This window comes from Candidatus Kuenenbacteria bacterium HGW-Kuenenbacteria-1, from assembly GCA_002839745.1.
In the GTDB taxonomy this organism is placed as follows: Bacteria; Patescibacteriota; Patescibacteriia; order UBA2591; family PGYQ01; genus PGYQ01.
On the sequence record PGYQ01000003.1, the window covers coordinates 1 to 16,521 of the forward strand.

Annotated in this window: 11 protein-coding genes and 1 tRNA gene; 3 read left to right on the top strand and 9 right to left on the bottom strand. The window is 27.1% G+C overall.

Going from position 1 to position 16,521, the window contains the following annotated elements:
- Positions 1-173 precede the first annotated feature (173 nt).
- The 3 genes from dnaB to recJ all read right to left on the bottom strand — a co-directional run bounded on the left by dnaB (position 174) and on the right by recJ (position 5,400).
- The gene (gene dnaB / locus CVV26_01225) at positions 174-1,544 is read right to left on the bottom strand and encodes a replicative DNA helicase (protein ID PKL72493.1); all 1,371 of its coding nucleotides are present in this window, start codon (positions 1,542-1,544) and stop codon (positions 174-176) included.
- A gap of 211 nt (positions 1,545-1,755) precedes the next feature.
- Positions 1,756-3,567 carry an aspartate--tRNA ligase gene (locus CVV26_01230; protein ID PKL72494.1) on the bottom strand — a complete coding sequence of 604 codons (1,812 nt, stop codon included), beginning with the start codon at positions 3,565-3,567 and terminating at the stop codon, positions 1,756-1,758.
- A gap of 51 nt (positions 3,568-3,618) precedes the next feature.
- Positions 3,619-5,400, bottom strand: a complete 1,782-nt coding sequence (gene recJ / locus CVV26_01235) for a single-stranded-DNA-specific exonuclease RecJ (GenBank protein PKL72495.1) — start codon at positions 5,398-5,400, stop codon at positions 3,619-3,621.
- A gap of 143 nt (positions 5,401-5,543) precedes the next feature.
- Here recJ and CVV26_01240 point away from each other — a divergent pair, with 143 nt between their 5' ends.
- From CVV26_01240 to tig, 3 genes are all read left to right on the top strand, one after another.
- Entirely contained in the window at positions 5,544-6,620 is a 1,077-nt protein-coding gene (locus CVV26_01240) for a rod shape-determining protein (protein PKL72496.1), read from the top strand.
- A gap of 65 nt (positions 6,621-6,685) precedes the next feature.
- A complete protein-coding gene (locus tag CVV26_01245) occupies positions 6,686-7,036 on the top strand; it encodes a hypothetical protein (protein ID PKL72497.1) in 351 nt (116 codons plus the stop codon).
- Between the two features lie 45 nt (positions 7,037-7,081).
- Positions 7,082-8,365 carry a trigger factor gene (gene tig / locus CVV26_01250; GenBank protein ID PKL72498.1) on the top strand — a complete coding sequence of 428 codons (1,284 nt, stop codon included), beginning with the start codon at positions 7,082-7,084 and terminating at the stop codon, positions 8,363-8,365.
- A 43-nt stretch (positions 8,366-8,408) separates the two neighbouring features.
- On the opposite strand, the gene CVV26_01255 is transcribed toward tig, so the two are convergent.
- From CVV26_01255 to CVV26_01280, 6 genes are all read right to left on the bottom strand, one after another.
- The gene (locus CVV26_01255) at positions 8,409-9,437 is read right to left on the bottom strand and encodes a bifunctional phosphoglucose/phosphomannose isomerase (protein PKL72499.1); all 1,029 of its coding nucleotides are present in this window, start codon (positions 9,435-9,437) and stop codon (positions 8,409-8,411) included.
- An 84-nt stretch (positions 9,438-9,521) separates the two neighbouring features.
- Complete coding sequence (locus tag CVV26_01260) at positions 9,522-12,347, bottom strand: hypothetical protein (protein ID PKL72500.1); 2,826 nt, start codon at positions 12,345-12,347, stop codon at positions 9,522-9,524.
- Between the two features lie 53 nt (positions 12,348-12,400).
- Positions 12,401-12,475 (bottom strand) — tRNA-Glu (locus CVV26_01265).
- 807 nt (positions 12,476-13,282) lie between these two features.
- Positions 13,283-13,780: a hypothetical protein gene (locus CVV26_01270; GenBank protein ID PKL72501.1), complete on the bottom strand. Its 498-nt coding sequence runs from the start codon at positions 13,778-13,780 to the stop codon at positions 13,283-13,285.
- A gap of 135 nt (positions 13,781-13,915) precedes the next feature.
- The gene (locus tag CVV26_01275) at positions 13,916-15,127 is read right to left on the bottom strand and encodes a phytochrome sensor protein (protein ID PKL72502.1); all 1,212 of its coding nucleotides are present in this window, start codon (positions 15,125-15,127) and stop codon (positions 13,916-13,918) included.
- Positions 15,128-15,320: 193 nt separating this feature from the next.
- Positions 15,321-16,400: a hypothetical protein gene (locus CVV26_01280; GenBank protein PKL72503.1), complete on the bottom strand. Its 1,080-nt coding sequence runs from the start codon at positions 16,398-16,400 to the stop codon at positions 15,321-15,323.
- Positions 16,401-16,521 lie beyond the last annotated feature (121 nt).

Consider the following 16,521-nt stretch of genomic DNA (forward strand, 5'->3'; position numbering starts at 1 on the left):
TGACATTTTATTTATTAAATTAAAATTATTAAAAAACCCCTTATACTATATCACAAAAGTGCCAAAATCAAGCACCCAAAATGTCTATTAACCCTAAAAATCCAAATTTTAAGAAAATAAAAATAACCCATTTAATTCGTGGGTTATTTTTTTAATAAATGAATATTTTGGTTTTAAAATTCAAAACTTTCATCTTTTTGCATTGTTTTTTCTAAATTTCGAAAACTAACCTTACCCCCATCAAAAAATAATTCAATATGACCAGTTGGCCCATTACGATGTTTGGCAATAATAATTTCAGCGATATTTTTTTTAGGACTATCTTTTTTATAAACATCTTCTCTATAAATAAACATAACCACATCAGCATCTTGTTCAATTGTCCCAGATTCTCTAAGATCAGATAATTTAGGAATTGCAGGAGTTCTTGATTCTACGGCTCGAGAAAGTTGAGATAATGCCAAAACAGGAATACTTAATTCACGGGCAATTCCTTTTAAGGATCTAGTAATTTCTGCGATTTCTTGAACCCGATTTTCATTTTTTCTACCTTCCATTAATTGAAGATAATCAATAATTATTAAACCCAAGCCATGCTCTGCTTGCAATCGACGACATTTAGTTCTGATTTCCATAATATTAGCGATTGCTGAATCATCAATAAAAATTGGCGCTTCAGACAAAACTGCCATTGCGTGTCCAATTTTTGGAAAATCATCATCACTCTCTTTTTCAGAAAGTCGTCCTGTGCGCATTTTCCAAAGATCCACATTTGCTTGAGAACAAATTAAACGATCAACTAATTGATCTTGAGACATTTCTAAACTAAAAATACCCACTGGAGTTTTTGTTGAAATAGCGACATTGCGAGCAATATCTAAAGCCAAAGCCGTTTTCCCCATACTAGGACGAGCAGCTAAAATAATTAAATCTGATTTTTGAAGTCCGGCCAACATATTATCTAAATTAATAAAACCTGTTGCTAATCCTCTAAGCTTGCCTTTTTGTTTATGAAGCTCATCAATACGATCAAAAGCTTCCGTAAGAATATTTTGGATTGGAACAAAATTTTGTTTTAAATATTTTTGTGAAACACCAAATAATAAACCCTCTGCTTTATCCAAAAGATTAGATAAATCTTCTACCTCTTCTTGATGACCCAATCCAGTAATTTCATAAGCCACATTGATTAATTTTCTTAATGTGGCTTTTTTTTGCACAATTTTAGCATAAGTAACAATATGAGCTGATGTTGGAGTTAGTCGCGCTAATTTAATTAAATAACCTTTTCCACCTAATTGTTTTAATTGTTTTTTTTCTTCAAGACGATTTCCTAAACTCAAAAGATCTATTGGTTCTTTTTTTTCATAAAGATCTAACATAGCATCAAAAATCATCGCATGTTTTTCCATGTAAAAATCTTTTGGTTCAAGAATATCAGCAATTTTCATTAATCCATCTTTATCAATTAAAAGTGAACCCAAAACAGATTGTTCAGCTTCAATATTTTGTGGAGGAAGAAGGTCAAGAGTATTATTGTTCATAAAATAAAAATTAACTTCTTAGCTTTTTAGAAAATAAAATTTGGATTTATTTATTTCATTGCTAACAAAATTTGTGTCAGCGAAGTCAGTGCGTCACCTCTGTATTTCTAATTTATCATACCTCTACAATTTTTACTACCACATTTACACTCAAAAGAAACCGAACCACCTTTTCCGTAATCAAAAGTTATTTCCTCACCTTTTTTAAAATCTAAAATTTTTCATTTTCCTTTATTTCTATTTTTAATTCTTCTAATTGTTTTTCTATAACTTCTGATGGGCTGTCCATCATTAAATCTTTGCCTTTGCCATCTTTTGGAAAAGCATATATATCGCGAATTGAATCCATGTCTAAAAGTACCATTAATATGCGATCAACACCAGGGGCATTTCCGCCATGTGGTGGCGCGCCATATTCAAATGCTCTAATCATCGTTCCAAATCTTGCGTCAACTTGTTCTTTAGAATAACCAGCAATTTCAAACGCCTTATACATTATTTCTGGTTTATGATTACGAATCGCTCCACTAGAAACTTCAAATCCATTTAAAATAGTATCATATTGATAAGCTAAAATTTCAAATGGATTATTTTCATTTAACGCTTTTAATCCTTCTTTAGGCATAGAAAATGGATTATGACTAAAATCAATTTTACCTTCTTCAATTTCTGAATAATCATACATTGGAAAATCAATTACCCAACACCAAGCTGCTTTTGTATTATCTTTTAATCCCAATCTCAAAGCGCATTCATTTCTTACAGCTCCCAAACTCAAACAAACCGTTTTCCAAACATCTGCGCCAAAAAAAATTATATCACCAGTTTTAGCTTTCAAATCTTTAACAATTTTTTGAGCTAATTCATCGCTTAAAAATTTTACTATTGGAGATTGTAATTTATATTTTTCATGTGTTTCTTTTTCATTGACAATAATATATGCCAATCCTTTAGCGCCTTTGGTTTTGGCAATTTCTGTTATTTCATCAATTTCCTTACGACTAAATTTAGCGCCATCATCAATTTTTAATGCATGGACCACGCCATTATTTTTAATCGCTTCGTAAAATACAGAAAAACCGCAATCTTTTACCATTTCGGTTATTGGCTTAATTTCCATTTCAAATCGTAAATCAGGTTTATCTGTTCCATACTTTTCCATGGCTTCTTTCCATGGTATTTTTTTAAAACTACCATCATTTTCCAAAGCAACTAATTTTTTATTTGAAAATTTTTGAGTTACTTCAATCCACAAAGGTTCCATAATTTGCCAAACATCTTCCTGTTGAACAAAACTCATTTCCATATCCAATTGATAAAACTCTCCATAATGTCTATCCATTCTCGGATCTTCGTCGCGAAAACATGGCGCAATTTGAAAATATTTATCAATCCCACCCACCATTAATAATTGTTTAAATTGTTGTGGCGCTTGAGGTAAGGCATAAAATTTCCCAGGATAAAGTCGAGATGGCACTAAAAAATCACGAGCGCCTTCAGGTGAAGAATTAGCCAAAATTGGGGTTTGAATTTCAATAAAATCATGATCTTGAAAATATTTTCTTATGTGTTGAAAAAAACGATCTTTAATTTTAAGTATTTCTTGTAATTTTTGTCTTCTTAAATCAATAAAACGATATTTTAAACGCAATGCCTCATTAGGCTCCAAAGATTTTTCTTCATTTAATTCAAATGGCAAAGTTTTTGATTCGCTTAAAATTTCAATATTTTTTACTTCTACTTCAATTTCACCAGTATTTAATTTAGAATTAATCATTTCTTTTGGTCTAGAGCGTATTTCCCCTGTTATTTTAATCACCCATTCTGATCTTAATTTTTCCGCAATTTTAAAAATAGTTGAATTTTCTGGTTGAAAAACGACTTGAGTAATTCCATATCGATCTCTTAAATCAATAAAAATCAAACCGCCATGATCGCGACGTCGATATACCCAACCAGACAAAATAATTTCTTGTGCAATATTTTTTTTATTTAATTCTCCGCAAGTATGTGTACGAAACATATAATTTATGGCTAAAATTAGTTAAAATTAAGATAAAAAAGCTAAGCTTTTTTATAACTCAGTTGTTTTTAAATCTACAATTTTTAATTGTAATTCTTTATTTCCATTCCATTCATTTATATTAATTTCAGAAATTATATCAATCCTATTGCCTATATTAAATTTACCGCCTTTTTCTCCCAAACCAAAGCCAATCATTTTTATAATTACTTGTTCGTCTGTTGCTGATAATTTTAAATGTTGTTCGTTTTGTCCTACTTTTTCTAAATTTATTATTCTTAAATTTTTAATTAAAAATTTTGGTTGAGGATTTTCTTTTCCATAAGGTTCAAATTTTTTTAATTCATTAAACAGTTCCCAATTTACTTCAGCTAAAGTTATTTCTTGATCAATATTTAAAATTGGAATTAAATCTTGATCTGAAATTTCTTTATTAGCTATTTTTTCTAACTTTTTTTTAAAATTTTCCAAATTATTTTCTAAAAATTTAAAACCACAAGCGCATTTATGTCCCCCAAAACTAGTTAAAATATTTTCAATTTTTTCTAAAGCAAGTTTTAAATTAAAATTATTTGATCTTCCTGATCCAACAATCTCCGCTTGTTGATTATTATTTATTTTATAAGTCATGGCCATTGTTGGCCGATTAAATTTGTTGCAAATTTTTCCTGCTATTAATCCCAAAATTCCTTCTGGCCAATTTTTATTTAAAACAAATAAAATTTTTTGTTTATCAGTTATTTTCCCAAGCTGATTTAATACTTGTAAAACAGCCTCTTCTATTAATCTTTGTCTTTCTTGATTGGTTTGATCAAGTTCTTCGGCTATTTTTTTTGCTTCATTTTCATCTTGAGTTTTCAAAAGTTGATAACTAGTATTAGCATGTTTTAATCTTCCAAGGGAATTAATTCGAGGGGCAATTTGAAAACCAACATTAAAAACATTTAATTCTGAAACTTCTGAAAGTTTTGAAATTTCTATTAATTTTTTTAAACCAATTCGTTTTGTTTTATTTAAAACAATTAATCCATATTTTGTTAAAGTTTTATTTTCTCCCAACATGGGCACCAAATCTGCTACTGTAGCAATAACCAATAGATCTAACAACCATTTTTCAAATCCTTTAAAATTTAACGTTGATTCTTGTTCTTTTTTTCTTAGTAATGCTTGAGCTAATTTAAAAGCCACGCCAGCTCCAGCCAAATCTTTAAAAGGATATTCATTTCCTGTTTTAGGATGAATAATAGCAAATGCTTTGGGAATATTTTTACAAGGAAGATGGTGATCAGTAATAATCACATCAATGTTATTTTTTTGAGCGTATTTTATTCCATCTATATTTGTAATTCCACAATCCACTGTAATAATTAATCCATTTCCAGAGGTTTTATTTTTGATGACCATTGGAATTGAACCATTTGTATTTTGCATTTTCTTATTTTCTTGTTTCATCATATAATCAACCGCTTGTTCTTTTAATCCATAACCTTCTTTTTCTCGATGAGGAATATAAATATCGGTTCTTGCTCCCAATTTTTCTAAGGTTTCAATTAATAAAAGTGATCCACAAATTCCGTCAGCATCATAATCTCCATGAACCATAATTAGTTCTTGATCTTTAATGGCTTGAAAAATTCTTTGTACTGCTTTTCCCATTTCAGGAAGTAAAAAGGGATCATGAATATCTTGACTATAATCAGAATATAAAAATTCGTCAATTTGTTTTTGAGTTTTTAATTCTCTATTAAATAATAACTGTAAAACAATTGGATTAATTTGTGAAAATTGTTTTTTTTCATTTATTGTAATTGATTTATTTATAATCCAACGCATAGAAAGTTAAAAGTTAAAATAAATAAAGTATTAAAATACTAACATATTTTATTATTTTAATAAAACCAAAATTGACTTATTATAATAAATGTATAAAATTATTATGGTTTTATTAAATAATTATTTTAATTATTAAAAATAATATGTTAAATAAATTTTTTGGATATTTTTCTAAAGATATGGCCATAGACTTGGGAACGACTAATACCTTGGTTTATGTTAAAGATAGAGGGATTGTTATTAATGAACCTTCGGTTGTGGCGATTAATATGCGAACTGATCAAATTTTGGCAGTAGGAGAAGAAGCAAAAAAAATGATTGGGCGAACACCTAGTTATATTATTGCTTGCAATCCTATTGTGAATGGAGTTATTTCTGATTTTGAAGTAGCAGAAAAAATGTTAAAATATTTTATTGACAAAGTTCATCAAGAAAAATTTACTTTAGTTCCTAGACCCAGAATGATTATTAATGTTCCTTTAGAAATTACAGAAGTTGAAAAAAAAGCCGTTGAAGATGCGGCAATTCAAGCAGGAGCCAGAGAAGTTTTTTTAGTTGAGGGAGCAATGGCAAATGCGATTGGTTCTAGAATTAATGTTCAAGAAGCTAGTGGAAATATGATTGTTGATGTTGGAGGAGGAGCTACTGAAATAGCTGTTATTTCTTTAGGTGGTGTTGTTACTTGCAAATCCATTTTAATTGCTGGTAATGAATTTAATAAAAATATTATTAATTATGTAAGAGAAAAATTTAATCTTCTTTTGGGAGAATGTACGGCTGAGGAAATTAAAATTAAAATAGGATCGATTTTTTTTCAAGAACAAGAAAAAAATGAATTATCTAAAATACTTGAAAAAAAAATTAGAGGACGCGATTTAATAACTGGTTTGCCCAAAGAAATAACCATCACCAATGCAGAAATACAAGAATCTTTAATTCGTTCAGTTAAATTAATAATTGAAGCAATTAAAGATGTTTTAGAAAATACACCGCCTGAATTAGTTTCTGATATTTACAAAAAAGGTATTATTTTAACAGGTGGAGGTGCGCTTTTACGAGGATTAGACAAATTAATTTCTCAACAAATTCAAATTCCTGTTTATATTACAGATGATCCTTTAACTTGCGTAGTTAGAGGAATTGGAATTCTTTTAGAAGATCCAAAACTTTTAAAAGATATTATTATTCCTGTTAAACAAGCTCCTGTAAAGATAAGATAAAATAGACAAAAATTTTAAATTAAATTTGTGTTTTAAAATTTCCTAAAACCTAAAAGCTATTTTTTATGATTCAACCTAGTATTTCATTAAATGAACAAATAAAAAAATTACAAGAAGAAAATTTAGAATATTCTAAAGAAATTTTAAAGTTAAATAAAAAAATTTATAGTTATATTTTTTGGGAAAAAATATTTGGCGTAATTAAAATGGCTTTAATTATTATTCCTATAATAATAACTCTTATTTATTTACCTAAACTTTTAGAAGAATATTTTGTTCCATATCAAGAATTATTTCGACAAGCAATAGGTATTAGCAAACAAGAAAATAAAGAAGTTCAGATTCAAGATATACAAAAACTTTTAACACCCGAACAATTGGATGGAATTTTAAAAAAAATACCAAATAAAAAATAGTTTTATGCAAATTTTACAAATTTATTATATTAATTTCTTATTTTTATGTTAAAAGAAATCAAAAAAATAAAAGAAACTCAACTTGAATTAACTTGCGAAGCAAGTTTAGAAGAAATGGCTCCTTGTTTAAATAAAGCAGCAAAAAGAATTTCTCAACAAAAAAAAATTGCAGGGTTTAGACCAGGCAAAGCTCCTTATGAAGTAATAAAAAAAGAAGTTGGCGAAATGAATATTTATCAAGAAGCTTTGGACGAAATAGTTAGCCAAAGTTATTTTAAAATAATAAATGAAGAAAAATTAAGAGTTATTGGTCATCCAGAAATTAATATACAAATTTTAATTCCCAACCAACCTATTGTTTATAAAGCAACAGTTGCTCTTTTGCCTAAGGTTAAATTATGTGATTGTAAAAATATAAAAATTAAAAAACCAGAAATAGAAATTAAACAAAAACAAATTAATGACGTTTTAGAAGATTTACAAAAAAGAAGAGCTAAAGAAATATTAGTAAATAGAGAAATTCAAAAAAAAGACAAAGTGAATGTTAATATTGAAATGTTTTTAAATAAGGTTCCTCTTGAAGATGGCCAAATTAAAGATCATTCAATAATTATTGGTGATCCATATTTTATCCCAGGATTTTTAGAAAATTTAATAGGCCTTAAAAAAGAAGAAAATAAAGAATTTGAATTAAAAATGCCTGAAAGTTATTATAATAAAAATTTAGCAAATAAAATAATAAATTTTAAAGTTAAAATAAATTCAGTTTTTCAAATAGATTTACCGGAATTAAATGATGAATTTGCAATAAGTTTAGGCCAATTTAAAACTTTAGAAGACTTAATAAAACAACTTAAAGAAAATTTACAAATTGAAGAAAATCTTAAAATAGAAGAAAAATTAGAAGAAGAAATATTAGAAAAATTAATTAATCAATCAAGTTTTGAAGAAATTTCAGATAATTTAATTAAATCAGAAACAGATAAAATGTTTTTAGAATTAGAACAAGGAGTCTTAAATCAAGGAGCAAAAATAGAAGATTATTTAAATCACTTAAAAAAAACAAAAGAGGATTTGGAAAAAGATTTTCGTTTATTAGCAATAAAAAGAATTAAATCTATTTTGATTATTGAAGAAATTGCTGAAAATGAAACAATGCAAATTTCTGAATCGGAAATTAATGAAGAAATAAATAATTTATTAAAAACTTATCCTGCTAATAAAGAAATCGAAAAACAAATTCAATCAGAAGAATATAAAAAACATCTCAAAAATAAATTACTTAATAAAAAAGTTTTAGATTTTCTCAAAAAAACTTGTTTGTTATAAAATAATAAAATAAACAAAATTTCTTTTAGTAATTTAAAATTTTTTAAGTCATTCTTTTCTTAAAATCTTCAACCATATCCACTGGCGTGGGATCTTGATTGTTTAGTAAAGCCAAATAATAAGAAGTCCAATCACCCAAAATAATAGAGAAAAACATTTTTTCTAAAACATTTTTACCCGACATATCTAAAACCTCAACATCCCCTCCTTTTTCTCTTATCATTTGAGCGGTAATTTCCGCTCTTTTTAAAATTCTAGGATGAGTAATATTTGATTTTAAAATTATTGTAAAAAAATTTTTTCCTTTAATGTTGACATAGCCATTCATTTCATTATGATTTAATTCAGGGAAATAATTCCAAAATGCCAATATTTTAGAATTCTCGGTAAATTTAATTGTCCAAACTTGAGCAATAGTTTTAAATTCATCAGAACTATAAATAATTGGAATTTTATTAAATAATTTTTGAGCCAATTTCTTTCCTTGATTTTCCAAAGAAGGAATTATTTTTTTTAAAGATTTTTCTAAAGCTAAAATATCTTTTGATTGATTTTTTATAATTTCTAGATTAGCAAAAACTGTTAACATACTGGAAAATGTGTAACCAGTGGCAAATCGAGGCTGAAAAGTTAAACCATCATCTGGATATTTTATAAAAGGTACTTTATCTTTGAGGCATATTTTTTCTAATTTTCCTCCAACAGAAAATCCTATCATTGGTAATTTCTTCTTCAAAATTTCTTTATAAACGCTTATGGCTTCTTCAGTATTTCCAGAATAAGAAGAAATAATAATCAAACTATTTTTTGTTGTTTGATTTAATAGAGAATAATCTCGATTTACAATAATCGGAATTTTTATTTCATTTTTAAGTTCTAAAAATGTTCGAATAATATCTCCAGGCCAAGCGCTCCCTCCCATTCCAGAAATAATTATTTTATCATATTTTCTTTTTTTTAATTTTAATTGTTCGGCAATTTTTATGCCAATTTCGAATTGTTTATAAGAATTTAAAATATTTTCTCGCAAATTTGAGTTGTCGTATTTTTTTATTTTTTCTTTAAAGTCCATAAAAAATTAAATTAAAAATTAAAAATTAAAAATTAAAAATGATAAAATTAAAAAAGTTTTTTCTTAAAAACTTTTTTAATTTTATCATTTTAAAAATATTTTTGTTATAAAAAAAAGAATTTTTTTTCTAAATAAAGTAGCTAAAATAGCGCTTGAACCAACACCAACAACAGTTGCTGCTTCCTTGGTTTCTTTTTGTTTTTCTTGTTTTTTTGTTTCTGTAATTTCTTGATTTATTGTTTCTATGTTTTCTTGATTTTCAACATTAGAAAGTCCAACTTTCTTAGAATTAAGTTCATTAAAAGGCGAATCCTTTTCTTTGATGACCATCGAAGTCGGTTGAGATAACAACAAAGGATAAATTGTTTTTTCATTTTCTTGAACCATTTTAATATCATCTTGAAATCTTGGTAAAATTCTATAACCAGATTCTGTTTGGCTAATAATGCCTATTATTTCTACTGTATCTCCTTTTTTCATTTTTGGTTTTTTGATATTAGTAGATTTTTTAATATAAATTTTTACTTCTTTATTTGTTTCATCAGTAATATAAAAAGTATTGCCTGTTGTTTTAATTATTTTCCCTTTTATTTTTACTAAATATCCTTCATGATTTTCATTAATCTCATTTGTTTTTACTTCTTCTAAATTAACTTTCTGGTCTTTTTTTAAAATTTTAATATCATTCTTTGATGATAATTTAATTCGCGCTTCATTTTGATCAGATGAAAGTTCTCCTGAAATTTCTATTTCATCGCCTATTTTTAATTCTGGAAAATCTTTATTAGATAAATAAACCTGAATACCAGAACCAGCCAGATAAAAAATTTGTTCTCCTAAAATTCCAGGAATACAGGAAACAACACCCTTAACTTTGACCATTGTTCCTTTTTCTAATTTTCTAATTTCTTTTAAAGAAACTACTAACCTTTCTTTAGGTTTGAGATTTATTTCAGATTTTAGATTTAGAATTTCAGCTTTCAACTTTTCTTTTTGTATTTCATTTTGATTATTTAAATTTTGATCATTAAGATTTACTTGTGATTTATTTGCTTTTTCAGATTTTAGTTTTAATATTTCAGATTGTAGTTTTTTAATTTCATCTTCTTCTTGTTGTTTTGTTGTTTCAATATTTTTTTGTTTTTGCGCTTCTATATTTTGTGTTTCATTGTTTTTTTGTTTTATTGTTTCTATGTCTTTTTGATTTATTAAGCCCGGTGTTAATATCTTTGTCCATTCCCATTTCCCATTTTCCATTCGCGCGTAAGATTGCCCTTTTTCTGCTTTTTCATAAAAAATTTCTGAAACCAATTGATTATTTGGATTAAATAATCTTGCTTTATCTTGTTTGTTATTTAAAATAATTTCAGTTTGTTTTCTTTTAAAAACCAAATAATCTTGTTTTAAAATAATGGTATTTATAGGAATAAAATATTTTTTATTGTCATTTTGACTATCATCTAAAATCCAATTTGATAAATTTACATCTTGATCGCTTTGATTTTTTAATTCAATCCATTCGTTTTGATCTTTATCTGCTGGATCAGGTAAAATTTCATTAATAATAATTTGATCTGAATAAGTTTGTATATAACTAGGGCCAGAATTAGAGTTAGAATTAGAGTTAGAGTTAGAATTAGAGTTAGAGTTAGAGTTAGAGTTAGAGTTAGAATTTGAAACAATAAGAGAAACAATTTTTTCTTTTTCAATTAAATTTATATTTCCTTTTGTTGGCGTAATAGTTGTTTGAAAATCATTTTTATCTATATTTACATCTTGTGCGTCTGGAAAACGAGCCAATGATTGCCCTTGTTTTGGAATAGGCGCATTATCAGAAATATTTTTATCATCCCATTTTCCGTAAGTCACTTGATCAATAATATTACCATCTTTGTTTTTTAAAATAATAATATCACCATCATTATTAAGTGTTCCTTTAGGATCTTCAATAACAAAAAAATCTTTTGATTTAATAACATTAGACAAAATTGTTTTTGCGCCAGTCCCTTCTTCTATTGTCCAGCCATTAATATCAATTTCTTGATTCGCAAAATTATATAATTCAATCCATTCTTTTTCGTTAGTCAATGGGTCAGAAACAAATTCATTAATCATTATACTGGTTGTTTGTGGAATAATAGTGACCAATGTTAATTCTTTTTTATCTTCTTGAATTGTAACATTTTGCGCTTCTTTATTTTCTTGATTTTTTATTCCTGGGCTAGGTTCTTGCCATTCCCATTTATCTTTGCCTTCTATTTTTGAAAAACTTTTTAATTTAGGCGCATCTAAATAAATTGGCGTAAAAAAAACAACATTGTCTTTGTTGTCTAATAACTCAACTGAATCCTTATCGTTATTTAAAATAATTTTTGGGATGATGTCTTTTCTATAAATAACTAAAAAATCTTTTGATTTAATTTTTGTTTGTTTTGGAAGAATATATGTTTTTATTGTCCCATTTGTGTCTCTTAATTTCCAATCTGACAAATCCATTTCTTGTTCGCTTTGATTAAAAAGTTCAATAAATTCTTCTAAGCTTTCATGTTCAGGATTAGGAAAAAGCTCGGTAATAATAATGGGTTGAAAATTTATATCATTTGAATTTGAATCAATTTTTGATTGAATCTCAGGTTTTTGCGCTTCAATATTATTTATAAAATTATTAATTTCTGTTTCTGATTTTTTAGTTTCTATAATATTTTCATTTACATCAGTTGTTTCTGATAACTCATTTAACTCAGATAATTCTTTTTTTATTTCTAATGACTTATTAATTTTGCTATCTTCTTTTATTGTTTCTGAAACTATTGTTTCTGCTTTAGAAATTTCAAAATTTATAAATAAAAAAATATTTAAAATAGTAACTATTAAAAATATTTTTTTAATATTTTTAAATATCTTTATCATTTAAAAAAATCAAAAAATTATAACAAAAACTTAAAATCAAACTTTTAATTTTTTTGTAGCCCCACGGGGAATTGAACCCCGGTTTTCAGGATGAAAACCTGATGTCCTAACCATTAGACGACAGGGCCATAAAATAAATTATTATTAGTTTAACATATTAAATAAAATAATCAATTTTCAAAAAAATTTTTGCTATTCTTTTATTAAATTTATTAGCGTCTACTGTAGAATATACAAATTACATATAAAGATTTTCCAAATTATTTCTGTCTAATTCTCATTAGAAAAAATTTTTATAAATATATTCGCGAATGCAATTTAATTCATTTTCATCGCGAATAATGCGATCATAAAAATTTCGTTGCCAAATGGATTTTTCGAATGGCAGAAATTTCCCAGATTTTACACCACGAATATATTCATTAATGGACATTCGTTTAAATCACGAAATATATTTACCCAACCCATCGTATGAATTGGGTATTCGTAGGGGCGAAACCACGTTTTCGCCCTATGGACGATTACATAAAGTCTCCCTGATAAGGGAGATTTAGAGGGTTTCTTAATTTCTGAAATCCCCCAACCCCCTTTATCAAGAGGGCTTAATTAATTTCCCTAACCGTGAGGAAATGCTCCTGCAAATTATTCTTTAATCAGAAATTTGGTAATTAATATTTTTCGTAAAAATAATTTAAAGTTAAAGAAAATAACTTTTAACTTTTAACTTTACACTTTCTACTTTTTTAAAGGGATCCCTCCGCTCAGAAACCTCGGTCGGGATGACAGAAAGAAAATAAATATTCACTTTCCAATACAATGAAATACGCGCCATTAAATAAATAATACCACATTTTTTTTAAAAAACAAAAACCCGACTTTTTAATAATCGGGTTTTTGTTTGTTCTTAATTAAGAACACTTATATGCTTACAAACTTTATTTAGGTTGTACAAATGGAGAAGGGCATGCTGCATTTGAAATGCCACCAGGAGTAGCGCAATGAAGACCTGCATTTATTGTACCGGTTGCCTCATAAGTGCAGAATTGCAACATAAAACCTTCGCATGGCGCTGTTGTACAAAGAGCGCTTCCGTCTGCACTGGTTGAAACGTAAAGATAACTATTGTTTTTAGTAGTACAAACGCCATTTCCAGTATCTGCTGGGTTTGGTGCTAAAGGCACTGTTGTCATTGAAGTTCCAATAGCATCAATTATTGTTGGTGTTTCATTTACTTTATAACCATTGCCAGTATTAGTATACTCTAATTCCAAAGCGGTTTGCATTTGTTTAATGTCAGCAATTCTTTTTGCATCTCTGGCTTTCTGTCTGGCATTACCCAAAGAAACAATGGCGATGGTGGACAATAAGGCGATAATGGCGATAACAACCAATAACTCAATTAAAGTAAAACCTTTTTTATTTAATTTTATCATTTATTATCACCCCCTTTCATAGTAAGTTAAAAGTTGAAAGTTGAAAGTTGAAAGTTGAAAGTTATTTTTACTATTTGGACTTCCTTATTCTATTCTATCACAAACCTATATATTTCAAAATCATTTATCCCCTTTTTAAAACTGCGTAGTGACATTATACATCGGCATAATGATGGCAGCAACCATTATTCCTACAGCGCCACCCAATAATAAAATCACCATCGGTTCAATTAAAGCTGTCAAATTACTCACTGTATTATTTATTTCTCTTGAATAAAATTCAGCTATTTTGTTTAAAACATTATCTAATCTCCCTGTTTTTTCTCCCACACTCATCATTTGAGTTACTAAAGATGGAACCACTTTACTTTGTTCAAAAACTGTAGTAATTGAATGACCATCTTCTATTTCTTTTAATGTTTTTAAAATTAAATCTTTATAAATAACATTTCCTATTAAATCAGCAATAATTTTTAATCCTTGAGAAAGAGGAATTCCTCCAACAATAAGAGATGCTAATCCTTGAGAAAAACGAACTAAATAAATTTTTTGACTCAATCCTCCAAAAACAGGCAATTTTAATTTTAAAAAATCCCATTGCTCTCTTCCTGCTAAAGTATGAATATAAGAATTAATTCCAAACACAACCCCCACGACTATAATTCCTAAAAGCCACCAATAATGAGATAAAATATTGCTAGTAAAAATTAAAATTTGAGTTGGTAAAGGAATTTTGGCTCCAGATTGAACAATTACCTCAGTTAATTTTGGAACAACAAAAATCATCATTACTATTCCAACTAATATTAATCCGCCAACAACGAAAACAGGATAAATCATCGCTCCCTTAATTTTACTCGCTAAATCATAATTTTTTTCTTCTTGATCGGCTAAATAATTTAAAGCTTGCTCTAATTGTCCGGAAGTTTCTCCAGACCGAATCATATTTATAAAAAAATTAGAAAATATTTTTGGATGTTTACCTAATGCTTGAGAAAATTTTTCTCCTCCATTAACATCATCGGCTATTTGAGAAAGAATCGTTTTAAAAGCTACGCTGGGCGCTTGTTTAACCAAAATTTTTAAAGCTTGAACAATAGGTAAACCCACTGTTATCATCACAGCTAATTGCCTGGAAAAAATAACAATGTCTTTAGATTTCACTTTATTCAAAAAAGGGATTTCAAAATCTTTTTTAAAAACTGATTGTTTTTCTTTTTCCGTTAAAGACAAAATAATTAAATTGTTTTCAGCTAAAATATCACTTGCCATTTTTTCGTTGGGCGCTTCTATTGTTCCTTCTTTTATTTCTTCTTGTAATGTTTTAGCTCGATATTGAAAAAGCATAGAATAATTTTAAATTTTAAATTTTTAATTAAATTTTAAGAAATTATAAATTTTCAATTAATTTTATTTCTTAGGCTAGTGCCCACGGTTGGGATGTTCTAACCAAAAGATTTGGGTAGGTTGGAGCCTCTGCTCCAACCAAAAGATGAGAGCAGAGGCTCTCATCTACCCCATAAATTTAAAATTTAAAATTTCATAAGATCCTCTGTGCCATGGTTTTTAGATTTTCCATATCAATCGCATACCTCAAAGCTTCCTCTAAAGAAATTAGAGCATTTCTAACTAACTGCGACAAACATCGATCCATACTTATCATTCCTTCAGCTTGGCTAAGCTGTAAAACGCTATTTAATTGTTTTAATTTTCCTTCTTCAATAAGATTTTTTACCGATAAATTGTTTAATAATATTTCATAAGCTAATAATCTATTTCCTTTTAAAGAAGAAATTAATTTTTGATTAATTACTCCTGCCAAATTATTTGCCAAAATTGTTTGAATTTTTTCTTTTTCTTCAAATGGAAAAAAATTTATTATTTTTTCTATTGCCTGATAAGTCTGTTCCGCTTCCAAAAAAATAAAAATCAATCGCCCACCTTCAATTAATTTAAAAATTTTTGAAAAAATTTCTTTATCATTCACCTGAGAAACAACGACAATATCAACATCTTCATTAACAATTAAATCCAACCCATCAGCAAAAGAATTTACATCTTTTTCAACTTCTCTTTGTTCAATAATGCTTTTATCATTAATAAAAATATATTCAATTGGTTTTTCTAAAGTAAAAATATTTTTTTTCTGCGTTTTATTTATTGTTTCAATAATGCTAATTAAAGTAGTTGTTTTTCCTGAATCAAATGGACCGCTAATAACAACCAATCCTTTTTTTAAAGATAAAAAATTTTCTATTGATTTAGGCAATCCTAAATCTGAAAAATTTTTTATTATAGGAGAAATATATCTAAAAGTCACACCCAAAAATCCCTTTTGATAATAAATATTTATTTTAAATCGTAATTTTTGATCAAAAGAATGAGCAATAATTAACTGCCTATTTTTTTCTAATTCTTCTTTTTGTTCAAGAGTTAAAAAAGAATTAATTACTCCTTTTATAAAATCAGGAGTTAAAATTTCTTGATCTTCTAAAATTATTAATTCACCTTCAATTCTTAAAGCAGGAGGAGTTCCTATGGTTAAATGCAAATCAGAAGCTCTTCTTTCAACAACAGTGGTTAATAATTTATTAAAAATAATCGTTTGCGCAGTTTGCATAAATAAATAAAATAACAAATAACACGTAATCAGTAACGCGTAAAATGAATTAAGATTCTAAAATATAAAATAAATAATTATTGTTGATTTTCAATTGATTTAATTAAACCATTAACAAGTT

Excerpts from the sequence above, each read along its gene's own strand:
- dnaB (PKL72493.1), bottom strand. The coding sequence starts at position 1,544 with ATGAACAATAATACTCTTGACCTTCTTCCTCCACAAAATATTGAAGCT.
- CVV26_01230 (PKL72494.1), bottom strand. The coding sequence starts at position 3,567 with ATGTTTCGTACACATACTTGCGGAGAATTAAATAAAAAAAATATTGCA.
- recJ (PKL72495.1), bottom strand. The coding sequence starts at position 5,400 with ATGCGTTGGATTATAAATAAATCAATTACAATAAATGAAAAAAAACAA.
- CVV26_01240 (PKL72496.1), top strand. The coding sequence starts at position 5,544 with ATGTTAAATAAATTTTTTGGATATTTTTCTAAAGATATGGCCATAGAC.
- CVV26_01245 (PKL72497.1), top strand. The coding sequence starts at position 6,686 with ATGATTCAACCTAGTATTTCATTAAATGAACAAATAAAAAAATTACAA.
- tig (PKL72498.1), top strand. The coding sequence starts at position 7,082 with ATGTTAAAAGAAATCAAAAAAATAAAAGAAACTCAACTTGAATTAACT.
- CVV26_01255 (PKL72499.1), bottom strand. The coding sequence starts at position 9,437 with ATGGACTTTAAAGAAAAAATAAAAAAATACGACAACTCAAATTTGCGA.
- CVV26_01260 (PKL72500.1), bottom strand. The coding sequence starts at position 12,347 with ATGATAAAGATATTTAAAAATATTAAAAAAATATTTTTAATAGTTACT.
- CVV26_01270 (PKL72501.1), bottom strand. The coding sequence starts at position 13,780 with ATGATAAAATTAAATAAAAAAGGTTTTACTTTAATTGAGTTATTGGTT.
- CVV26_01275 (PKL72502.1), bottom strand. The coding sequence starts at position 15,127 with ATGCTTTTTCAATATCGAGCTAAAACATTACAAGAAGAAATAAAAGAA.
- CVV26_01280 (PKL72503.1), bottom strand. The coding sequence starts at position 16,400 with ATGCAAACTGCGCAAACGATTATTTTTAATAAATTATTAACCACTGTT.